At 69.2% G+C, this 21,765-nt stretch carries 17 protein-coding genes and 1 pseudogene; 7 read left to right on the top strand and 11 right to left on the bottom strand.

Features of this window, described 5'->3' with window-relative positions; all coding sequences use genetic code 11:
- Positions 1–69 precede the first annotated feature (69 nt).
- Positions 70–1,614, bottom strand: a complete 1,545-nt coding sequence (locus tag SKC42_RS24165) for a hypothetical protein (RefSeq protein WP_330966810.1) — start codon at positions 1,612–1,614, stop codon at positions 70–72.
- 5 nt (positions 1,615–1,619) lie between these two features.
- Positions 1,620–2,684, bottom strand: coding sequence for a hypothetical protein (locus SKC42_RS24160; protein ID WP_330966767.1), 1,065 nt, complete (start codon positions 2,682–2,684; stop codon positions 1,620–1,622).
- Between the two features lie 168 nt (positions 2,685–2,852).
- On the opposite strand from SKC42_RS24160, the gene trmB reads away from it, so the two are divergent.
- From trmB to SKC42_RS24145, 3 genes are read left to right on the top strand one after another with little or no spacing between them, the layout of a single operon-like run.
- Entirely contained in the window at positions 2,853–3,617 is a 765-nt protein-coding gene (gene trmB, locus SKC42_RS24155) for a tRNA (guanosine(46)-N7)-methyltransferase TrmB (RefSeq protein WP_330966809.1), read from the top strand.
- 13 nt (positions 3,618–3,630) lie between these two features.
- Positions 3,631–4,335 carry an NYN domain-containing protein gene (locus SKC42_RS24150; RefSeq protein ID WP_330966766.1) on the top strand — a complete coding sequence of 235 codons (705 nt, stop codon included), beginning with the start codon at positions 3,631–3,633 and terminating at the stop codon, positions 4,333–4,335.
- A 49-nt stretch (positions 4,336–4,384) separates the two neighbouring features.
- Positions 4,385–7,282 carry an MMPL family transporter gene (locus tag SKC42_RS24145; protein ID WP_330966765.1) on the top strand — a complete coding sequence of 966 codons (2,898 nt, stop codon included), beginning with the start codon at positions 4,385–4,387 and terminating at the stop codon, positions 7,280–7,282.
- 82 nt (positions 7,283–7,364) lie between these two features.
- On the opposite strand, the gene SKC42_RS24140 is transcribed toward SKC42_RS24145, so the two are convergent.
- Positions 7,365–8,522, bottom strand: a complete 1,158-nt coding sequence (locus tag SKC42_RS24140) for an AI-2E family transporter (RefSeq protein WP_330966764.1) — start codon at positions 8,520–8,522, stop codon at positions 7,365–7,367.
- A gap of 146 nt (positions 8,523–8,668) precedes the next feature.
- Between SKC42_RS24140 and SKC42_RS24135 the strand changes: the two genes are divergently transcribed.
- Positions 8,669–9,817 (top strand): lysylphosphatidylglycerol synthase transmembrane domain-containing protein, encoded by a 1,149-nt coding sequence (locus SKC42_RS24135; protein ID WP_330966763.1) that lies wholly within the window; start codon positions 8,669–8,671, stop codon positions 9,815–9,817.
- On the opposite strand, the gene SKC42_RS24130 is transcribed toward SKC42_RS24135, so the two are convergent.
- The gene (locus SKC42_RS24130) at positions 9,814–10,338 is read right to left on the bottom strand and encodes a hemophore (protein ID WP_330966762.1); all 525 of its coding nucleotides are present in this window, start codon (positions 10,336–10,338) and stop codon (positions 9,814–9,816) included. The genes SKC42_RS24135 and SKC42_RS24130 overlap by 4 nt on opposite strands.
- Before the next feature lie 313 nt (positions 10,339–10,651).
- Between SKC42_RS24130 and SKC42_RS24125 the strand changes: the two genes are divergently transcribed.
- Complete coding sequence (locus SKC42_RS24125; RefSeq protein WP_330966761.1) at positions 10,652–13,717, top strand: MMPL family transporter; 3,066 nt, start codon at positions 10,652–10,654, stop codon at positions 13,715–13,717.
- A complete protein-coding gene (locus tag SKC42_RS24120) occupies positions 13,714–14,223 on the top strand; it encodes an XRE family transcriptional regulator (RefSeq protein WP_330966760.1) in 510 nt (169 codons plus the stop codon). Before SKC42_RS24125 ends, SKC42_RS24120 begins: the two co-directional genes overlap by 4 nt.
- A gap of 2 nt (positions 14,224–14,225) precedes the next feature.
- Here the strand turns inward: SKC42_RS24120 and SKC42_RS24115 are convergent, their stop codons facing one another.
- Positions 14,226–14,915: a hypothetical protein gene (locus tag SKC42_RS24115; RefSeq protein ID WP_330966759.1), complete on the bottom strand. Its 690-nt coding sequence runs from the start codon at positions 14,913–14,915 to the stop codon at positions 14,226–14,228.
- An 8-nt stretch (positions 14,916–14,923) separates the two neighbouring features.
- The gene (locus SKC42_RS24110; RefSeq protein WP_330966758.1) at positions 14,924–15,562 is read right to left on the bottom strand and encodes a hypothetical protein; all 639 of its coding nucleotides are present in this window, start codon (positions 15,560–15,562) and stop codon (positions 14,924–14,926) included.
- A 42-nt stretch (positions 15,563–15,604) separates the two neighbouring features.
- On the opposite strand from SKC42_RS24110, the gene SKC42_RS24105 reads away from it, so the two are divergent.
- Entirely contained in the window at positions 15,605–17,581 is a 1,977-nt protein-coding gene (locus SKC42_RS24105) for a M13 family metallopeptidase (protein WP_330966757.1), read from the top strand.
- A gap of 72 nt (positions 17,582–17,653) precedes the next feature.
- Here the strand turns inward: SKC42_RS24105 and SKC42_RS24100 are convergent, their stop codons facing one another.
- The 5 genes and pseudogenes from SKC42_RS24100 to istA all read right to left on the bottom strand — a co-directional run bounded on the left by SKC42_RS24100 (position 17,654) and on the right by istA (position 21,452).
- Positions 17,654–17,830, bottom strand: a complete 177-nt coding sequence (locus SKC42_RS24100) for a hypothetical protein (RefSeq protein WP_330966756.1) — start codon at positions 17,828–17,830, stop codon at positions 17,654–17,656.
- A gap of 22 nt (positions 17,831–17,852) precedes the next feature.
- Positions 17,853–18,020, bottom strand: coding sequence for a hypothetical protein (locus tag SKC42_RS24095; protein WP_330966755.1), 168 nt, complete (start codon positions 18,018–18,020; stop codon positions 17,853–17,855).
- A gap of 139 nt (positions 18,021–18,159) precedes the next feature.
- Positions 18,160–18,967 (bottom strand): annotated as a pseudogene (locus SKC42_RS24090) (IS256 family transposase); the annotation flags it as partial.
- A gap of 98 nt (positions 18,968–19,065) precedes the next feature.
- Entirely contained in the window at positions 19,066–19,752 is a 687-nt protein-coding gene (locus SKC42_RS24085) for an ATP-binding protein (protein ID WP_442932239.1), read from the bottom strand.
- An 80-nt stretch (positions 19,753–19,832) separates the two neighbouring features.
- Positions 19,833–21,452 (bottom strand): IS21 family transposase, encoded by a 1,620-nt coding sequence (gene istA, locus SKC42_RS24080; RefSeq protein WP_330966753.1) that lies wholly within the window; start codon positions 21,450–21,452, stop codon positions 19,833–19,835.
- Between the last annotated feature and the right edge of the window lie 313 nt (positions 21,453–21,765).

The raw sequence follows: 21,765 nt of genomic DNA, 5'->3' as shown, positions 1-21,765 counted from the left end.
GCCTTGTCGAGGAAGTCTCGGGCAGGTATAAGCCTTCTCACAACAACGATTCAGAAGCCTCATCGGCCGTCACCCATCGTCGACATCGTCGCTGCTGAGACCCGGTTTCCCAACTTGGTCCTCGCCGGGGCCCGCGGCCGGGATCTCCAGCTCCGGTATACCCGGTTCACCGAGTTCTGCACGCACGGCGACCAGCGCGGCCTTGAGCGTCGGCATCTCGCGGTCGCGGGCCGCGGCCGCCCGCGCCGCCGCGATGGCGTGCTCCCGCAGTTCGCCGTCGATGGCGCTGACCTGGGCGGACACCTGGGTGTTCTCGGCCTCGTCGTGCGCCATCACCGCCGTGCTCAACACGGTCTCGGCGACCAGGACGCGGCTGGCGACGAGCTCCTCGACGGCGGAACGCAGTGACGACGTGACGTCGCCGACCCAGCGGTCCAACAATGCGCGATCGTGCAGCAACGCCCGGATGTGGACAACCACCAGCGTGACGGCCAGCCCGACCGCAACGCACCCCGCCGCCGCAGCGACGGCCAGCACGGGGCTCAGGCGGGAGGCCACACCGCCGACCAGCCGGCCCAAGCTGAGCGCCACCCCGAGCCCGAACCCGGCGCCCAGCAGCGTCATCAGCCACACCTCGTGGCGCCGGGCTCTCAGGGGCGGAGACGAGACCTCGACGGCCGGCAACTCCTCGACGGCCGGCAGGGCGACCCGCGCGCCCGTCGCCTCGACGGTGCCCGTGAGCTCCGAGAGCTCCGTCGTGATGCCTTCACCGACCTCGGCGACCAACTCGTCGAGCCGGGCGCGCGTGTGCGCCTCGAAGCCGGCCATCTTCCGCCGGGGCAGTCCCGCGACCTCCTCCTGCAGCTCGGTGCGGACCGACGAACAACGGTTGCGCGCGAAATAGGACAGCTGGACGCGAGCCTGCTGGACCTGGCCGCGCAGGGTGATGCCGCGCTCGGTCTTGCTCTCGCGTCGCTCCCGCAGTGCCGTGCTGCGCTGCTCGCGCAGCACGTCGACTCGCGCTCGCCGGCCGGCGCCGTCCGCGTCGCGGTCGAAGCGCCGCGCCGCCGTCAGAAGACGAGAGTTCCACGCGCGCAGCCTGTTTCGGCGCGGGATGTCGGGATCGGCGAGCCGGCGGGACACCGCCTCGACCAGCTCGCCGACGTCCGGCTCGCCGAGATCGGGGAGGGCGGCCGCACCCACCCACGGCGCGTCGGCGTACCGCGGGGCATGGGCCGCCAGGGCGTGGCGGTTGGCCTCGACCAGGTCACGCCAGCCGCGGTGCATGTCGATCTTGGACACGACACCCACCACCACGTCGGTGTTTTCGGCGGCGGCGTCCAGCAGGGCGCAGTCGGATGCGGTCAGCGGTGCCGCCGCGGAGACGACGAACACGACCGCCAGCGGCGCGTCGCCGGGGCCCAGGTCCGTCGACTCGACGAACTTGCACTGGGGCAGCCGTTCGCGCAGCGCCGCGGCGACCGAGCTGACGCCCGCCAGCCACGGGCCGGCCACCAGCACGACGTCGCGGCGATTGACGGCGGGCGGATCCAGGTGGGGTCCGATCGCCGCCACCAGCGCGTCCACCTGCGCGACCGGGTCGACCGATTCCACGCCGCTCACGCCCCCTCCCCGGGCAGGGCCCGCGACCACAGCCGCAACGTCCCCCTTGCGATGTCCGCACCGCAGGCTCGCCGCACCGGGCATATCGCTCCGCGGCTGTAGCGCTGCCAGCGCGCGGCGGCCCGGAGGTGCGCGGCCCGGTCGCCGCCACCCGCGCCGACCTCCAGCCCGGCGGCCTCGGCCATGTCGGCGGCCGCGGCCATCCGGGCGACGACCGCCTCGTCACCGGCGAGGAAGGCGGTGATCCGTTCGGCGTTGCCGGAGGCGGTCCCCGGAACAGCCAGCGCCTCCAGCTCGGCGACGGCGTCCAGGACGCGCCGGTAGCGCAGCTCGGCCCCGGCTGCCGCAATCGCGCGCACGACGTCATCCGCGCCGCCCATGCGGCGCAATAGGGCGCGCACCTGGCCCGGCGTCCGGCCCTGCCGGATCGCCGCCGTGGCCAGGGCCACGCCGAACAGGTCCAGCCTGTCGAGCAGGCGGACCCGCACCTCGGTGGGAACGGGACACTGCGCCGACAGGAACTGCGCGAAGGTGCCGTCCAGACAGGCACCGGGATGGTCGGCGAGCGTCCGCAGCGCGGCCCACAGCCCGCCGTCGAGGTCGTCCATCGCGGCGACCGTCAGCAGCCCGATCATCGGCCGCACCGCGACCCCGGCCAACGTGGACAGCTCCGCGCACCGGCGCCGCGCCGCCGCGAGGGGCCCATGCGCCGCGCCGTCGTCCCAGCCCGAGAGGGGCCCAATGAGATCGGCCTTGTTGAGCACTCCCACGACGGGCCGCCGCGCGGCGGCGATCGCGTCGACGTCTTCGGGCTTGAAGACCTCCGCGGTGACGTAGACGAACAGATCGGCCGCGCCGGTCGTGATCGCGATGCCCGACGAACGGCCGGCGCCGCCCAGGGCGCGCGCGACCGTGCCGCGGCCGACACCTGGCCGCCCGTGGACGGCCACCCGCAGGGGCGCCGCGGCGCGTTCGGCGACCGCCGTCACGCGCGAGTCGGCGTGCGCGGCGGCGAACCGCGCCAGCCCCTCGGCGAAGATCTGGTGTCCCCGTCCCCTCATGTCCTGCCCGTTCGGTTCGATACGTTCCGGCCAACCTTGCCACCACCGTCGGTCACACCGAATCGTGGCACCCGACACGCCGAGATGCGAGCCACCGTCCAGGTGGGTACCAGGCGAAGGCAACTGTTGGGTATCAATCTGGACCAGGGGCGGCTACATCGGGAGTTCATGGGCCACCATGGACAAATGCGTGCGCAAACCGGTGTGGGGCGGGGTCCCGATGCGGACCGCAGCGAGCAGCGCTACCTGCCGGCCAGCACGTTCCGCTCGCGCCGATCGGCGCTTTCCGACGCGCAGCGCCAAACCTGGGACCGGCTCTGGCCCCGCCTCGGCCTGTCGATCGGGACCCCGGCCCCCGGCGAAGCCGGCCCGGGGCTCGTCGACACCCCGGCATGGTTCGGCCGTCAGGCCCCGGTGGTGCTCGAGATCGGCTGCGGCACCGGCACGTCAACGTTGGCGATGGCCCAGGAGGAACCCGGCGTCGATGTGATCGCGGTCGAGGTCTACCGGCGGGGGCTGGCGCAGCTGCTCTCGGCGATCGACCGCGAACGGGTCGGAAACATCCGGCTGATCCGGGGGAACGCGATCGTCGTCCTCGAGCAACTGGTCGCGCCGGGCTCGCTGACCGGCGTCCGCGTCTTCTTCCCCGATCCGTGGCCGAAGGCTCGCCACCACAAGCGCCGGTTCCTGCAGCCGAATACGGTTGGCCTGATCGCCGACCGGTTACTCCCTGGTGGTGTTTTCCACGCCGCGACGGACCACCCCGGTTACGCCGAGCACATCGCCGAGGTCGGTGACGCCGAGCCGCGGCTGCGCCGGGCCACCGCCCAGACCCGGCTCCCGATTTCGGTGGTGCGCCCTACCACCAAGTACGAGAGCAAGGCGCACCAGGCCGGCAGCGCGGTGACCGAATTCATCTGGCAGCGACGTTGAGTAGGCGGTGACCATGAGCCTGACGGAAGAGACCGCAGCGGAGCCCGTCGCGCCACCGGCGGTGTTGTCCGATGAGGCGTTGGGCGGTTTCTCGCCGGGCGGCCGCGTGCTGCTGGTGTGGGACGCCCCCAACCTCGACATGGGCCTCGGCTCGATTCTGGGGCGCCGACCCACCGCCCTGGAACGGCCCCGTTTCGACGCGCTGGGCCGCTGGTTGTTGGCCCGCACGGCGGAGGTGAGCGCCACGCGGCCGGGGATCGTCATCGAACCCGAGGCCACGGTGTTCACCAACATCGCGCCGGGCAGCGCCGACGTGGTCCGGCCGTGGGTCGACGCGCTGCGGAACGTGGGATTCGCCGTCTTCGCCAAGCCGAAGATCGACGAGGACAGCGATGTCGACCGCGACATGCTCGAGCACATCGAGCGGCGCCGCGGGGAGGGGCTCGCGGCGCTGGTGGTGGCTTCCGCCGACGGTCAGGCGTTTCGCCAGCCGCTCGAGGAGATCGCCCGTGACGGCGTCGCCGTTCAGGTGCTCGGATTTCGCGAACACGCCAGTTGGGCGTTAGCGTCGGATACCTTGGACTTCGTCGACCTGGAGGACATCGCGGGTGTTTTCCGGGAGCCATTGCCGCGAATCGGCTTGGATTCGCTGCCCGACCAGGGGGCATGGCTGCAGCCGTTCCGGCCGCTGTCTGCCCTGTTGACCGCGCGTGTGTGAGACTGGGAAGCCAATGCGCGGGTCACTACTGATCCAGTAAGGAGCTCACGTGTTCGCCTGGTGGGGTCGAACTGTGTACCGCTATCGGTACATCGTAATCGGGGTCATGGTGGCTCTGAGCCTGGGTGGCGGTGTGTTCGGGATGAGCCTGGGCAAGCACGTCACGCAGAGCGGTTTCTACGACGACGGCAGCCAGTCCGTGAAGGCGTCGGTCCTGGGGGACAAGACATACGGTCGCGACCGGACGAGCCACGTCGTCGCCACCTTCACCGCCCCCGACGGCAAGACCGTCGACGACCCGGCGTGGCGGCAGAAGATCGTCGACGAGCTGAACAAGTTCAAAAACGACCACCCCGACCAGGTCGTGGGCTGGGCCGGCTACCTGGCGTTGTCCAACCCCGCCGACGCTCCCCCGCTCATCAAGGGCATGGCCACCGAGGACAAGAAGCACACCTTCGTCAGCATCCCGTTGAAGGGTGACGACGACGACACCATCCTCAACAACTACAAGGACATCCTGCCCGACCTGCAGAAGCTCGACGGCGGCACCGTCCAACTGGCCGGGCTCGAGCCGATCGCCAACGCGCTGACCGGCACCATCGCCACCGACCAGCGCCGCATGGAGGTGCTGGCGCTGCCGGCGGTGACGGTGGTGCTGTTCTTGGTGTTCGGTGGCGCGGTCGCGGCGGGCCTCCCGGTGATCGTCGGGGGTCTGAGCATCGCCGGCGCCCTGGGCATCCTGCGGCTGATCGCGGTGTTCGGGCCGGTGCACTTCTTCGCCCAGCCCGTCGTCTCGCTGATCGGGCTGGGTCTGGCCATCGACTACGGGCTGTTCGTGGTGAGCCGGTTCCGGGAGGAGATCGCGGAGGGCTACGACACCGAGGCCGCGGTGCGCCGCACCGTCATGACGGCGGGCCGCACCGTGACCTTCTCCGCGGTGCTGATCATCGCCTCGAGCGCCAGCCTGCTCGTGTTGCCGCAGGGCTTCGTGCATTCGCTCACCTACGCGATCTTCGCCGCCGTCGGACTCGCCGCTCTGCTGTCGATCACGTTCCTGCCGGCCTGCCTCGGCATCCTCGGCCGCCACGTCGACGCGCTGGGCGTGCGTACGGCGTTCCGGGTGCCCTTCCTGCGCAACTGGAAGGTGTCGCGGGCCTACCTCAACTGGCTGGCGGATCGGCTGCAGAAGACGAAGACCCGCGAGGAGGTCGAGGCCGGGTTCTGGGGCAAGCTCGTCAACTTCGTGATGAAGCGCCCGCTGGCGTTCGCGATCCCCATCGCCGTCGGCATGATCTTGCTGGTCATCCCGCTGGGCAACCTCTCGTTCGGCGGCATGAGTGAGAAGTATCTGCCGCCCAACAACCCCGTCCGCCTGGCTCAGGAACATTTCGACAAGCTGTTCCCGGGGTACCGGACCGAGCAGTTGACGGTGGTGATCGAGAGCACCAACCACACCAAGGTCACGGACCAGCAGGTCGCGGACATCCGGAACAGGATCGCGCCGATCACCGGGTTCACCGACAAGTCCTGGGAGGAGCGGCCCTGCCCGACCATCGCCGGCAACCCCTGCGTCACCGGTCCGAACGGGACGTCGCAGCCCAAGGACAACACGATCCGGGTCATCCAGAACGGCCTGTCCAACCGCGGTGACGCCGCCAAGAAGATCGACGAGCTGAGGGCCATATCCCCCCCGAAGGGGATCAATCTGCTGATCGGCGGCACGCCGGCGCTCGAGCAGGACAGCATCCACAGCTTGTTCGACAAGGCGCCGCTGATGCTGGTGCTGTTGCTCAGCGCGACCACGTTGTTGATGTTCCTGGCATTCGGATCGTTCGTGCTGCCGATCAAGGCCGTGGTGATGAGCGCGCTGACGTTGGGATCCACGTTGGGCATCCTGACGTGGATCTTCGTCGACGGGCACTTCTCCTCCCTGCTCAATTTCACGCCGACTCCGCTTATGGTGGTGCTGATCGCGCTGGTGGTCGCGGTGGGTTTCGGCCTGGCCACCGACTACGAGGTGTTCTTGGTGTCCCGGATGGTCGAGGCGCGGGAACGTGGCATGTCGACCGCCGAGGCCATCCGGATCGGCACCGCGACCACCGGCCGCCTCATCACGGCGGCCGCACTAGTCCTCGCTGTGGTCGCCGCCTCGTTCGTGTTCTCCGATCTGGTCCTGATGAAGTATCTGGCGTTCGGCCTGATGGCGGCCCTGCTGCTGGACGCGACCATCGTCCGGATGTTCCTGGTGCCCTCGGTGATGAAGCTGCTCGGGGACGACTGCTGGTGGGCCCCGCGCTGGGCCCGGCGCCTGCAGAACAGGATCGGGCTCGGCGAGATCGACCTGCCCGACGAGCGCAAGCGCCCGACGTTCAAGGGCGGCCCCGCACGCCCGCCCGTGGCGGCGGCGAGCCTGACCGCCGCGCCGGCGCGCCCCCCGCACGACCCGACGCATCCCGGGGCGCTGGAGCCGTCGCGGGCGCGGCCGGTCAACGCATCGGAGGCCCGCCCCGCGCCCGGCCCAGCCCCCGCACCGTCGGCGCCGGCCGGCAACGGCGCGGCCGGCCCCGCGCGGCCCGCTCAGCCGACCGAGGCCAAGACCTCCCGCCTGACGACGCCCGGACGGGAACGACCCGTGGGTCCGGGTGTGGCCCGGCCCGCGGCGCCGGTCCCACCGACGCCGCCGCCACCGCCGTCGGACGGCCAGACCCGCGCGATGCCGGTCCCGTCGAACCGCGACAACAACGTCGACGCGGCCGATCCGACCGCGGCAATGCCGGTCATGCGCCCGGAGGGCTCGGAAGGCAGGGACTCCGACGCCGCCACCGAGAAGCTGAACACCCGGCGCCAGGGCGACAACGGTGACCCATCGCGTCAGCGCCGCCGCGCCAGCTCGGGCGGCGGGGGCCTGTCAGCCCAGGACCTGCTGCGCCGCGAGGGCCGGCTGTAGGGTCGCGCGCGCGGTGGCGGCCTGGATGTCCCCCCGCCCGCTCCACGACACATAGGCCACGCACACGATAATCCGCAACCGTTTATGTCTCGTCGCGCGGTAACGCCTGCTCCGGGCTGTCGGGCTCGGCCTGGACGATGGCGGTGCCATCGGATTCCTCGGTCTGCTTCTCGGCTTCGGCGGCCGGATCCGGGGCGAGCAGCACCTGCACCGCGTTGTTGAGGAACGCCACCGTCGGGACGGCCAGCAGGGCCCCGACGATGCCGGCGAGCACGCCGCCGGTGGAGATGGCCAGCACCACCGCCAGCGGGTGGATCGACACCGCCCGGCCCATCACCAACGGCTGCAGTATGTGCGCCTCAAGCTGGTTGACGGCGATCAGCAGGCCCAGCGTGATCAGCGCGTAGACAATGCCCTTGGCGAGCAGGGCGACCACGACCGCCAGGAAACCGGCAACCACGGCCCCGACCAGCGGCACGAACGCGCCGAGGAACACCAGCGAGGCCAGGGGCAGGGCGAGCGGGATGTGCATGATCGCCAAGCCCGCCCCCACCCCGGCCGCATCGGTCAGCGCCACTAGGAAGGTGGCCCGCACGTAGCCGATCAGCGACCCGTACCCGGCGCGGCCCGCCTCGAGCACCCTGTCGCGGACGCCGGCGGGGAAGATCTTGGACACGTATAGCCAGATGTTGCGGCCGCCGTACAAGAAGAAGATCAGCGTGAACAGCACCAGAACGGCCGCGGTGACCAGCTCGGTGATGGTTGCCGCGGTGGCGAGCGCCCCGTTGGTCAGCTTCGACTGGTTGTTGTGCACCGCCTCGATCGCCGCGTTGCCGGCGTTCTGGATCTGTTCGCTACGCAGGTGAGCCGGTCCCTCGATCAGCCAGCGGCGGATGGAGTCAATGCTGCGGCTGATCTGCTCGGTCAGGCCGGGCAGGCCGTCGATGAACTGGTTGACGACGAACGTCAGGATGCCGCCCAGGATGCCGAATCCGCCGAGCAGGACCAGCGCCACCGCGCCGCCCCGCGGCAGGCCACGGCGGTCCATCCAGTCGACGACGGGCACCAGCAGCGCGCTGAGCAGCAGCGCCACCAGCACCGGAACGACGATCACTTCGAGCTGCTCGACCACCCAGACCAGGGCGAGGAACGCGGCGAGGATGACGAGCAGGCGCCACGCCCAGGCTGCGGTCTTGCGGACCAGGGGTTCGACGGACGCGTCGTCGAGGTTTGCCGCCATCTGCCAAGCCTAGTTGCGCGGCGGGTCGGGCGGTCGGGCGCGGGGTTGTCAGGCCTGCGCGGGGCTGGCACGATCCGGTTACGACCCCGACACAGTCGGAACTGCGTCGCGATCCCTCCCCCACCTGCACCGTTACCCTAAAGTACGTGTCGCACGACGCGCCCGTCCGCAAGCTCGACTTGCCCCGCGAAGAGACCCCGCGCGGCAAGTACTGGTGGCTGCGATGGGTGATCCTCGGCATCGTCGCCGTCGTCCTGGCCGTCGAGGTCGCGCTGGGCTGGCGCCAGCTGGCCAAGGCGTGGATGAGCCTGTACGAGGCGAACTGGTGGTGGCTCCTCGCGTCGGTGGTGGCGGCCGCCGGGTCCATGCACAGCTTCGCCCAGATCCAGCGCACCCTGCTGAAGTCCGCCGGGGTGCACGTCAAGCAGTTGCGGTCGGAGGCCGCCTTCTACGCGGCCAACTCGCTGAGCACCACGCTGCCGGGCGGACCAGTGCTGTCGGCCACGTTCCTGCTGCGCCAGCAGCGGCTCTGGGGGGCCTCGACGGTGGTGGCGTCGTGGCAGCTGGTGATGTCGGGGGTGCTGCAGGCGGTCGGGCTGGCGCTGCTGGGCCTCGGCGGCGCCTTCTTCCTCGGCGCAAAGAACAACCCGTTCTCGCTGCTGTTCACCCTCGGCGGCTTCGTCGCGTTGCTGATCTTGGCCCAGGCTGTGGCGTCGCGCCCCGAGCTCATCGACGGGATCGGCAGCCGAATCCTGGCGCGCGTCAACTCGATTCGCGGCAAACCGGCCGACACCGGGCTGGAGAAGTGGCGTGAGACGCTTCAGCAGCTGGAGTCGGTGAGCCTGGGCCGGCGGGACATGAGCGTGGCCTTCAGCTGGTCGATGCTGAATTGGATCGCCGACGTGGCGTGCCTCGGCTTCGCCGCCTACGCGGCCGGCGATCACGCGTCGGTCGCCGGGCTGACGGTCGCGTATGCCGCCGCCCGGGCGGTCGGGACGATACCGCTGATGCCCGGCGGGCTGCTGGTGGTCGAGGCCGTCCTGGTGCCCGGCCTGGTGTCCAGCGGCATGTCGCTGCCCAGCGCCATCTCGGCGATGCTGATCTACCGGCTCATCAGCTGGCTGCTCATCGCCGCCATCGGCTGGGTGGTGTTCTTCTTCGTGTTCCGCACCGAGAACGTCACCGTCCCCGATGACGAAGACACCGATCCGGCGCTACCTGCCCCGAACCCCGATCCGACCGAGCCAGCCCTGCAGGGTCCGCTGCCCCCCGACCGCAAGCCCGAAACCGCTTAGCCGACGGAGTTGCCGCGCGGTGGGCCCGAGAGCGGGCTTCCGGCCGCCGGCGGGACCGGTCCGGCGCCCAGTGGCAGCGCGCCGCCCGGCAGCGCCGGGAGTCCGCCGGCCGCGCCCTGCGCCTGCTGCATCATGCCCATCGCCTGGGTGGGCGAGATCGGCAACTTGCACTGCGTCGACAGGTTCGTCAGCGGCTGGGCGATCGACGTCAGGTCCGCGGCCACCTTCGGGTTGGCCTCGAAGTAGGACTTGATGCCGGTCAACGATTGCGGCCCGGCCTGCTGTTGCAGCATCGACGTCATCGTCTGGTTGGTTTCGGGGTGGGAGTCCAGGTAGTCGCCCATCGACTTGGACACCGAACCGATCGTCCTGGCGACCTCGCTGGCCGCACACGGGTCGTTGGCGCCGGTCGCCGGCGGCCCGGCCAGCAACGCGACCCCGGCGGCCGGGAGACCCGCGAACGCAACGGCGATCAGCCCGGCGCGCAGCCCGCGGCGGACGGTGGCGGTACCTGTCGTCATGGATAACTCCTTAGCTGCGAAGGCCCGCCGGGGGTAAACGCCTCGCGGCCGGCGCCGATCAACGGCCCCCATATCGCGGAGTTCCCCCGCCCCGCAGGCCATCCGACATACTGCCATCCGCCCCATACCACTGCCCAGCTCGTGTGATCTACATCCCCCGAGTCACCGGTTCACAACGACTCCGCAGCGAGTTGGCAAGATCGGTGTCGCTGCAGCTCAGGATGCGAATAGCCGACATAATCCACAGCCCGCTGCGGTATCCTCGCCTCCACGCGTCGCGTGACACATCGGGGAGTCGAAAATCCAGCAGCTAATGATGCGCCTGAGCCGCAGCCTGCGCCGATATCGCTGGTTGGTCTTCGCGGGCTGGTTGCTGGCATTGCTACCGGCCGTCTATCTGGCGATGACGCAATCCGGGAATCTCACCGGAGGTGGTTTCGAAGTCGCCGGCTCGCAGTCGCTCGCCGTGCACGACCAACTCGAGGATCTGTACCACGATCAGGGGGCGTCGTCGTTGGCGCTGGTCGCCGCGCCCCGGCCGGACGCGAGCTACCAGGACATGAACGACGCGGTGGCGCTGCTACGGCAGACCGCCAGCGAGTTCCCCGGCATCACCGAGGCGCCCAACCCCACCCAGCGGCCGCCGCAACCCGACCGGCCCTACGTGGTGTCGCTGACGCTGGACGCCCGCAACTCGGGCACCAGCGACCTGGCCAAACAGCTGCAGAAGAAGATCGGCGTCAACGGCGACCAGCCCGGCCAGACCGCCAACGGCCGGGTGCGGCTCTACGTCATCGGGCAGGGCGCGCTCAGCGCCGCCGCGGCGGCGAACACCAAGCACGACATCGCCGCGGCCGAGCGCTGGAACCTTCCGATCATCCTGATCGTCTTGCTCGCCGTGTTCGGCTCGCTGGCGGCCGCGGCGATCCCGCTGGCCCTCGCGGTCTGCACGGTCGTGGTGACGATGGGCCTGGTCTACCTGCTGTCCGAGTTCACCACGATGTCGGTGTTCGTCACCTCGACCGTCTCGATGTTCGGCATCGCGCTCGCCGTCGACTACTCGCTGTTCATCCTGATGAGGTTCCGCGAGGAGCTGCGGACCGGGCGCGAGCCGCGCGACGCCATCGACGCCGCGATGGCCACGTCCGGGCTGGCGGTGGTGCTGTCGGGCCTGACCGTGATCGCCTCGCTCACCGCGATCTACGTGATCAACACCCCGGCGCTGAAGTCGATGGCCACCGGGGCGATCCTGGCCGTCGCGGTCGCGATGCTGAGCGCGGCGACGCTGACGCCCGCGGTCCTGGGGACCTTCGGCCGGGCGGCCGCCAAGAGGTCGCCGCTGTTGCACTGGTCGCGCAAGCCGGAGGCCACCCAGTCCCGGTTCTGGAACCGCTGGATCGGGGCGGTGATGCGCCGGCCGTGGATCTCGTCGCTGGCGGCGGCCACGGTCCTGCTCGTCATGGCCGTGCCGGCGACGTCGATGGTGCTGGGCAACAGCCTGTTGCGTCAGTTCGATTCGTCGCACGAGATCCGCGCCGGGGTGGGCGCGGCCGCCCAGGCGCTCGGGCCCGGCGCGCTCGGCCCGATCCGGGTGCTCGTCACCTTCCCCGACGGCGGCGCCGCCTCGCCCGAACACTCCCAGACCATCGGCGCGATCCGTCAACGCATGACCCAGGCGCCCCACATCGCCTCGGTGAGCCCGCCGCAGTTCGCCGAGGACAACGGCAGCGCGCTGTTGTCGGCGGTGCTGTCGGTGGACCCCGAGGACATGGGCGCGCGGCAGTCGGTGGGGTGGATGCGCACCCAGCTGCCCAAGATCCCCGACGCGGGAACGGCGCGGGTGGACGTGGGCGGCCCGACGGCGCTGATCAAAGACTTCGACGACCGGGTTTCGCAAACCGAGCCGCTGGTGCTGCTGTTCGTGGCGCTGATCGCGTTCGCGATGCTGCTGCTGTCCATCCATTCGGTCTTCCTGGCCCTCAAGGGCGTGCTGATGACGTTGCTGTCCGTCGCGGCCGCCTACGGCAGCCTGGTCATGGTGTTCCAGTGGGGCTGGCTGCAGGACCTCGGCTTCGCGCACATCAGCTCGATCGACAGCACGGTGCCGCCGCTGGTGCTGGCGATGACCTTCGGGTTGTCGATGGACTACGAGATCTTCCTGTTGACCCGCATCCGGGAACGCTTCCTGCACTCCGGGAACACCCGCGATGCGGTCGCGTACGGCGTGAGCACCAGCGCCCGCACCATCACCAGCGCCGCGCTGATCATGATCGCCGTGTTCATCGGCTTCGCGTTCGCCGGCATGCCGCTGGTCGCCGAGATCGGGGTGGCGTGCGCCGTGGCGATCGCGGTGGACGCCACCGTGGTGCGGCTGGTGCTGGTGCCGGCGCTGATGGCGATGTTCGCCCAGTGGAACTGGTGGATCCCGGCGTGGCTGTCCAGGGTGCTGCCGTCGGTCGACTTCGACCGCCCGCTGCCCGAGGTCGACCTCGGCGACGTGGTGGTGATCCCCGACGACATCTCGGCGCTCGCGGCGCCCGCCGCGGACGTGAAAATGGTGCTCAAGTCGGCGGCCAAGCTCAAGAACCTGGCGCCCGACGCCATCACCGTGGCCGATCCGCTCGCCTTCTCCGGTTGCGGCCGCAACAGCAAGGCGACACAGTCCGGCCTCCTGGCCGGCGGCAAGGCGACACAGTCCGGCCTCCTGGCCGGTGCGCAGGCCCGTGGGCGCGGTCCCGCCCAGATCCCCCACCAGGTCAACCTCAGCGAGGACACCTCGGGCGTCGCGGTGGGACGAAACGGCGGCAACGGCCACCCCCACCCGGGGACCAAGAAATTGGTCGGCGCCCGCGCGTCGCGCAACGGCATCGCCCGGGTGATCACCGGAGCCGAGCGGCCCGTGCACCCGGTCACGCTGTGGCGGGGCCGGCTGTCGGTTGCCATCGAAGCGCTGCAGACCGGCTGCGATGACGACGACCAGCCGAGGTACGAACGCCGCAGCCCGGTGGAGACCACGCACGTGCAACTGCCGACGGGCGACCGGCTGCAGGTCCCAACGGGCGCCGAGGCGCTGCGGCTCAAGGGCTACCTGATCATGTGCCGTAACAGTCGCCGCGATTACGCCGACTTTGCAGACATGGTGGACACCGTGGAGCCCGAGACCGCCGCGCTGGTATTGGCCGGCATGGACAGCTACTACAGTTGTGAGCCGCCCAGGCGGCAGTGGATGGCCAGCCAATTGGTGCGTCAGCTCGCCGATCCCCATCCGCGCGATCTCGCCGACGATCCGGACTCCGGCGGCGAAGACGAGGCAGACTGGGAAGAAGTCAGGCAACGCTGCCTGTCGGTGGCCGTGGCAATGCTGGAGGAGGCGAGGTGACGTTGGCATCCGACCGGCGCCCCGCATCGCCGCCCGAACGGCCCGCTGCGGAAGCGGGCAGGCCCGAGCCCGACCAGCCGGTCGAGTTCTGGCCGACCTCCGCGATCCGCTCGGCGTTGCAGGGCGGTGACATCGACACCTGGAAGCGGATCGCCGCCGCGCTCAAGCGCGACCCGTACGGTCGGACCGCCCGCCAGGTCGAAGAGGTCCTGGAGGGCACGCGCCCGTACGGCATCTCGAAGGCCCTGTGGGAGGTGCTGGAACGCGCCCGCACCCATCTGGAGGCCGACGAGCGCGCCGAGGTGGCGCGCCACGTGCGGCTACTGATCGACCGCTCCGGGCTCGGACACCACGAATTCGCGTCCCGCATCGGGGTCTCCGCGGACGACCTGTTCACCTACCTCGACGGCAGGGTCAGCCCGGCGGCCTCGCTGATGATCCGGATGCGCCGGCTGTCGGACCGGTTCGTCAAGGTCAAGTCGGCCCGGTCGGCCGAATCCAACTGAACCTAGCGCGAGTTGACGGGCAGCACGCCGGAGACCCGCCAGTCGTTACCGCGCTTTATCAGCGCGACCCGCAGCGCGGGCGCCGCCTGGCTGGGCGGCTGGCCGGGCGCCGTCTGGGTCACCCGCAGGATCACCGCGACGCTCGCCGCCGCGGGCCCGATCGCCTCGACGCCGGCCGACAGCGTCGCGGCCTCGGCGGTGACGTGGCGTTGAGCGAGGTCCGCGCTGCTCTTGTTGTACTGGTCCCGGAACGCCCCCGCCTGGTCCGGCACCATCAGCGCCGTGGCCCGATCGATCGAGCTGGCCGGTGCGCTCGGGGTGAACGACGCCATCGCCTCCGCGACCTCGGCGGCGATGTGGACGACGTCGCGGGAGTCCCGCCGGAAGTCGCGGTCCGGCCTCGTCCAGTGCAAGTAACCGGTCACGACCGCCGCCGACACGGCGGCCGTGCACAGGACGGCCACGGCCAGGCGCAGCCCCGGCGCGTCGTCGTCGGTGCCCACGCTGACCGAGTCGCGGCGCAGCAGCCAGAAATCGACCGCCATGCCTTCGACGATCAGCAGGATCAACACCGAGCACACCGACACCCACCACAGCGGCCAGGTGAGGACCACGCCGATCGCCAGCAGGGCCGCGACCGCGGCCAGCGGGGCGACCACGTCGAAGGCCAGCAGCCGCCAGATGTTTCGCACTTGAGCCCTCATCTGATCGACGCCAATCCAGAGACCATCAGCTTGCCGTCCACGTCGGACACGTCGAGCCGCAGATTCCAGTGCACGGTCGTCGGCTTGCCGCCGGCGTTCTCGCTGATCGACGTGGCGACCAGCAACACCGAGTCCGTCCGGCTGGCGAACGCCGGCAGCTTGGTGGTGACCACATCCCTCGGCTTCCCCCCGCCGGGTTGGTTGTCCAGTTCGTGGTGCACCGACTCGATGGCCACCGCCTCGATCCGGCCGGTGCTCTTCGCCTGCAGCTTCTGCACCACCTGGCGGTACGGCTGGACCGCCGCGTCGAAGTCGGTGTTCAGCTCGCCCACGGTCCCGTCGTGCAGCCGCTGCAGGCTGGCGTCGACGTTGCCGCTGTTCATGTTGATCAGCACGTTCGTCCATTCGGCGGCGGACTCCATGACCCGGGTGAGGTACGAACGCTCGGCCTCCTCGTCGCGGTGCCCGGACCAGATGAAGAGACCGAGCACGATCGCCGCGATCGACAGCACGCCCAGGGCCGCCGACGCGACGCCGTAACCGGAAAACACGGCACCGCGCGCGGATTCGGGCGCCCCGCCACCGCCAGCGGGTTCGTCGTCGGGGGGTGGCTCGGTGGGTTCACCGTCGGACATGGCCCGATCGTTGCACCCAAATAAAGATGGAAGGATGGCGGGGTGACAGTTGAGGCCATCCGCTCCGGCATCGACCTGAGCTACGTCGATGCAACCGCCCGCCCCCAGGACGACCTGTTCGGCCACGTCAACGGCCGCTGGCTGGACGACTACGAGATACCGGCCGACCGGGCCACCGACGGCGCCTTTCGTGACCTCTACGACCGCGCCGAGGAGCAGGTGCGGGATTTGATCATCGAGGCCAGCGAGACCGGCAGCGCTCCGGGCACCGACGCGCAGCGCATCGGCGACCTGTACGCGAGCTTCCTCGACGAGGACACCGTCGAACGCCGGGGCGTGCAGCCACTGCTGGACGAGCTGGCCGCGATCGACGAGGCGGCGGACGCGGACGCCCTGGCCGCCGCGGTGGGCGCCCTGCAACGCACCGGGGTGGGCGGCGGCATCGGGGTGTACATCGACACCGACGCCAAGGACTCGTCGCGCTACCTGGTGTACCTCGCCCAGTCCGGCCTCGGGCTGCCCGACGAGTCGTATTACCGGGAGGAGCGCCACGCCGAGGTCCTGGCGGCCTATCCCGGACACATCGCGCGGATGTTCTCCCTCGTCTTCGGCGGCGACCACGCCGACACCGCGGCCCGGATCGTGGCCCTGGAGACCAAGCTGGCGGCCGCCCACTGGGACGTGGTCAAGCGCCGGGACGCGGAGTTGGGCTACAACCTGCGCACCTTCGCCGACCTCGAGGCCGAGGGTGCGGGCTTCGACTGGGCCGGCTGGATGCGCGCCCTGGGCGGCAGCCCCGAGGCGGTCGCGGAAGTGGTTGTGCGACAGCCCGATTACCTGACCGCGTTCGCGGCCCTGTGGTCGGGGGAGGACCTCGAGGACTGGAAGTCCTGGGCGCGCTGGCGGGTGATCCGCGCGCGTGCGCCGTGGTTGACCGACGCCATGGTCGCCGCGGACTTCGACTTCTACGGGCGGCGGCTGACCGGGGCAGAGCAGATCCGGGACCGGTGGAAGCGGGCGGTTTCGCTGGTCGAGAATCTGATGGGCGACGCCGTCGGAAAGCTTTATGTGCAGCGGCATTTCCCGCCGGAGGCCAAGGCCCGCATGGATGCGCTGGTGGAGAACCTCAAGGCGGCCTACCGGCAGTCCATCAACGACCTGGACTGGATGACCCCGCAGACCCGCGAGCGGGCGCTGCGCAAGCTGGAGAAATTCACCGCCAAGGTGGGGTACCCGGCGAAGTGGCGCGACTACTCCGCGCTGGAGATCGACCGCGGCGACCTCTACGGCAATTACCGCCGCGGCTACGCGGTCAACCACGACCGCGAGGTGGCGAAGCTGGGCGCCCCGGTGGACAGGGACGAGTGGTTCATGACGCCGCAGACCGTCAACGCCTACTACAACCCGGGAATGAACGAAATCGTCTTTCCCGCGGCCATTCTGCAGCCGCCCTTCTTCGACGCCGAGGCCGACGACGCCGCCAACTACGGCGGGATCGGCGCGGTGATCGGTCACGAGATCGGGCACGGATTCGACGATCAGGGCGCGAAGTACGACGGCGACGGCAACCTGGTCGACTGGTGGACCGACGAGGATCGCACCGAATTCGGCGCCCGCACCAGGGCGCTCATCGAGCAGTACGACGCGTACACGCCGCGGGGACTCGGCGCGGGCCACCACGTGAACGGCGCGTTCACCGTCGGCGAGAACATCGGCGACCTGGGTGGGCTGTCCATCGCGCTGCTGGCCTACCGGTTGTCACTGGGCGGACAAGCCGCCCCGGTCATCGACGGGCTCACCGGCGTGCAGCGCGTCTTCTACGGCTGGGCCCAGGTGTGGCGCACCAAATCCCGCGCCGCCGAAGCGATCCGGCGCCTGGCGGTCGATCCGCACTCACCGCCGGAGTTCCGGTGCAACGGCGTGATCCGCAACATCGACGCCTTCTACGACGCGTTCGAGGTGTCCGAGAGCGACGCGCTGTTCCTGGAGCCGCGGAGCCGGGTCAGGATCTGGAACTAGTCACCCGGCGCCGTGGGTCGGTTTGAAAGGGTCGGCGCGAAGGTCGCTCTTAGACGGAACCCAGAGCAATCGTCAAGACTTGTGGATGAGTTCGATCACGTCAGTAGTTGTCCGTACGTCGCCGAAGGTCCTGTAGATCGTGTAGAGGGTGGCTTTGTGGTCCTCGTCGCGGCGTGCGGCATTGGCGTCGGCCACCATGATGACTCGGTAGCGCAGCTGGCTGCGTCGCGGGCTGAAGACTCGCTGCACACATTGGTGACCGTGCCGGTGATCAAGACGGTGTCGATGTTCCGCTTCTCGAGCAGCCCGGGGAGCGGGCACTGGTGGGGAAGAAGGCGCCGGCCGCGCTCTTCTCGGCGATGATGTCCTGGTCGTGGATCTCGAAGGCGGGCCAGAGGCGTTCGCGAAGCGGTCCGATGCCGTTGCCGTGGGAGAACACCTCAGCAGTGTGAGGGCCATAGAAGTCTTGGCGTGCAGGCCGTTCCCACCGGAATTATCCACGCCACCGCGCCTCCGGCCGCGCGTAGGGTTGACTCGATGAGCTTGGACGCCATTGCCAGTCCGGCCGCCCGGGAAAGGAATTTCGCGCCATAGACGGACTCGAATTTTTTGACCGCGCCCAGAGCATGGCGTTCATCCTCACCGGTCCAGATCTGCGTGAACGCGTTCTTCGCCCCACCGTGTGCCGACTTCGGCAGTGCAGCGAGGATATTGGAGACCTTGTGGAACCGGCGGCGCTGCTCGCGGGTGTCCAGAAACGCCTCGCGCAGCGCTCCCCAGAACCCGAGCGCACCATCGCCGATCGCCAGCACCGGCGCACGCATGCCACGGCGCTCGCAATCGCGCGGTAACTCCGCCCACGACTCGCTGGCCTGCCGATAGCCGTCGGTCCACGCGACGAGTTCCTTGCGACCGTCGGCCTGCATGCCGATCACAACCAGCAGACACAGCTTCTCGTTGCCCAGGCGCACGTTGACGTGGATGCCGTCGACCCAGACATACCCATAGGCCACACCGGACGGGTTCCGCTGCGCGAACGCTTTCTGCTCGGCCTGCCAGGTCTGGGTCATCCTGGTGACGGCGGCCGACAGGCCTTTGGCCGAGCCCAGGGATTGCCCCAACGCGGGTACGAAATTTCCTGACGAGAGCCCGTATAGATACAGCAGCGGCAGCATCTGCTCGATATGCGGGGTCTTGCGCACCCACGGCGGCAGGATCGCTGAAGAACACCTCAGCCACTCAAGGGTTTCCGCGTCGATTCGTTTGTCTTTCACGCGCGGCGCGGTCACTTGCACTGTGCCGGCGCAGGTGGTTACCGCCCGCGGCTCGTGATAGCAGTTTGCGTACCACGAGCCCGCGGCACTTCTCATCACGCTCGTCGATAAACGGTGTCATTCGCCAGGGTGATGGGACCACTGTTTGGCCACGGGGTAGGGACCACCTGTTTGGCTCAGTGGGGATGATCGGTGTTTGGTGGCGGGCTGTCAACCGTAGGGCTTCTGGCGTTGGCGGTAGGACGGTCCTTCGATGATGAGTTCGTGGGCGGTGGAGGTGAGCCGGTCGACCGCGGATTCAGCGAGCATGGTGTCGGTCATGACCGTGAGCCATTCGTCGGGTCCGCGGTTGGAGGTGACGATGGTCGCGCTGCGTTGGTGACGGGCGACGACGAGTTCGTAGAAGTCGGCGGTTGCGGTGGCATCGAGTGGTTGCAGAGCGAAGTCATCGATGATGAGCAGGCGGACTTGCGCCAGTCGCCGCATCTCGGCTTCGGTGCTGTTGTCAAGCCGGGATGCTCTGAGCCGCTTGAACATTGCGTTAGAACGCAGCATCAGGGTCGGGATTCGCCGACGCACTGCGATGTGGCCCAACGCGGTCGCGAGGTGGGTTTTGCCGACACCGACCGCACCGAGGACCACGACGCCGTGGGTGGCGTCGAGGAACCGCAGGCTGGTCAGATCGGACCATAGGGTCCGGTCGTAACGCACGGCGGCGTCCTCATTCCAGGTGTCTAGGCGCATGGCGGGATCCAACCCAGCAGCGCGGGCGCGGCGGGCTGCCGAGGTGGTGTCGCGTCGGGTGGCTTCGTCGGCGAGGACCAGTTCCAGGAAGGCTGCGTGAGAGAGGTGTTGGTGGCGGGCCAAGGTGAGCCGATCGGGCAGGGTGTCGAGCATGGGTGAGAGTTTGAGTTGACGCATCACCCTCTTCAGATCGGTTGAAATCGGGTCATTGACAACATCTTTGGCGGTCTTGTTCACCACAGTCCCTCCTGGCCCTGCTTGGTGTTGCCGCCGTCGATGACGTGCAACCAGTCCGGCCGATGTGTGGGGCGGTAGTCGCGGGGATCGCGGGCGAACCGGGCCGCCGCCAACCCGGAGGCGGCTCGCGGCGGCGGGACCGGGCTGTTTTCGGTGGCCTGTTCGAGCATGGCGGCGATCTTGGTCACCGAGACCACATCGAGGTCCAGCGCCCGGCCGCAGGCAGTCTCCACCGGGCCAGGGCCGTAGCGTTTGACCAGCCCGAGCAGCCGATACACCTGACGCATCTTCGTCCAGGGCAGATCATGATCGAGCAGGCGTTCGGCGTAGAGGCCGATATTAGGGCCGTGACCGGCCGCGGTGGCGATCAATCGGTGCAGATCTCGCATCGCGTAGCCGGTCTTGTCTGGGGGCAGATCGGCCGGGTCGGTGGACCGGGCGCCGGCGGGATGGCGCGGGTGGGTCTTGATCAGCTGGCCGCGGTGGTAGAACTTCGCCAACTCCCCGTCAGCGCGGGCCGAAATCGTCTGTCCGCGCAGGTGATGCGGGATCGAATACAACGCCTTGGCCAACTGGACGTGGTAGTCGCGGGCCACTTTGACCTCGGCATACACCGGCACGGCGTAGCGCACCGCCGGGGCGGCCAACAACACCGGCGCTTCTCGCTCGACGAAGACCACCGCGGGTTGGGCGCACGTGGTGCCGTGAATGCGCAGACCAGCCTTCTCGGCGCACCACACCTGCGCTCGACTCTGAGCATCAGCGAGGTCGGTGAAGTCTTCGCCGGCGAAGAAGTTGTTACGCACGTACTGCACCATCCGCTCCACGCGGGGTTTGTCTTGCGGGTGGGCCACCCGGGCCGGGTCGGTGCTGAATCCGCGGTCCTGGGCGTATTCCAGCCACCCGACCGTGAACCGCGGATTGACCGAATCTGCGTGCGCGACAACAGCACTCATATTGTCAGGGATCAAGACTTTGAACACGCCGCCGAAGAATGCCCAGGCCGCCTCGCAGCCGTTGATCACCGCGGCCAGGGTTTGGGAGAACGTTAACCACACGAACATGTGCCGCGAACACACCGCGGTGAAGGTCAACGCATGCACCACCCGACGCCGGCCGGTCGCGCTGTCGAACAGCATGCCCATCCGGGCGAAGTCGATCTGGCATTCCACCCCGGGCTCGCCGTCGACCACCGGTACCGTCCCGGCCCGGCGACGGCCCTGATAGCTGGTGCGTTCCTGACAGTAGCGGTGCAGAGTGCGTTGGGGCACCAGCACACCTTGGCGGGCGAGCAGGTCACCGATCTTAACCACCGTCAGCCCATCCTTGACCCACCCGTTGATGCGGTCGTGGTTGGCGCACAACACTTCCCACGCCGATCCGAACCCCTGGGGCCGGTCCGGGCGGACCACGGCTACCACCGCGCCGACCAACGCGTCATCGAGTTGATCGACACCACCGGCCCGGTCCAGGCCGGCAGCCACCGCAGCCTCGACATAGCGTCGAGCTGTCTTTCTATCTACCCCGGCCTGGGCGGCCACCACCCGCAACCCGTGGCCAGCCAGCCACGCCCGGAGTACCTCGCGAATCTCGACCACAGAAACCTCCCGAAACATCGGCGGACCCCTTCACATGCATCGACGTGAAAGCGATCCGATCCAGTTATCGAGCGGCCCCCGACGCGACACGCCGGTGGTCCCACTACCGGCAATCAGGTGGTCCCATGACCGTGGCTAAACCCAGCTCAAACCGGTCCCATCACCGTGGCGGGCGACAAAACGGCGACGGCGACACGCGTTATGAGCTGCATCGATTAACGACTTCCCAGTGCCAGGGTGCCGACGGTCACGTAATTCCCCAGGGGCTGCCGTCACGTAATTCCTCGTGTTGGGGCCCTGCTCGGCTGAGGGTAGCGGGTGGTGTGACGGC

Source organism: Mycobacterium sp. 050134, assembly GCF_036409085.1.
GTDB lineage: Bacteria > Actinomycetota > Actinomycetes > Mycobacteriales > Mycobacteriaceae > Mycobacterium.
Note: the sequence above shows the minus strand (reverse complement) of the source record. Positions and strands in the feature narration are given on the sequence as shown.

Excerpts from the sequence above, each read along its gene's own strand:
- SKC42_RS24160 (WP_330966767.1), bottom strand. The coding sequence starts at position 2,684 with ATGAGGGGACGGGGACACCAGATCTTCGCCGAGGGGCTGGCGCGGTTC.
- trmB (WP_330966809.1), top strand. The coding sequence starts at position 2,853 with ATGGGCCACCATGGACAAATGCGTGCGCAAACCGGTGTGGGGCGGGGT.
- SKC42_RS24150 (WP_330966766.1), top strand. The coding sequence starts at position 3,631 with ATGAGCCTGACGGAAGAGACCGCAGCGGAGCCCGTCGCGCCACCGGCG.
- SKC42_RS24140 (WP_330966764.1), bottom strand. The coding sequence starts at position 8,522 with ATGGCGGCAAACCTCGACGACGCGTCCGTCGAACCCCTGGTCCGCAAG.
- SKC42_RS24130 (WP_330966762.1), bottom strand. The coding sequence starts at position 10,338 with ATGACGACAGGTACCGCCACCGTCCGCCGCGGGCTGCGCGCCGGGCTG.
- SKC42_RS24125 (WP_330966761.1), top strand. The coding sequence starts at position 10,652 with ATGATGCGCCTGAGCCGCAGCCTGCGCCGATATCGCTGGTTGGTCTTC.
- SKC42_RS24110 (WP_330966758.1), bottom strand. The coding sequence starts at position 15,562 with ATGTCCGACGGTGAACCCACCGAGCCACCCCCCGACGACGAACCCGCT.
- SKC42_RS24085 (WP_442932239.1), bottom strand. The coding sequence starts at position 19,752 with ATGCTCGACACCCTGCCCGATCGGCTCACCTTGGCCCGCCACCAACAC.
- istA (WP_330966753.1), bottom strand. The coding sequence starts at position 21,452 with ATGTTTCGGGAGGTTTCTGTGGTCGAGATTCGCGAGGTACTCCGGGCG.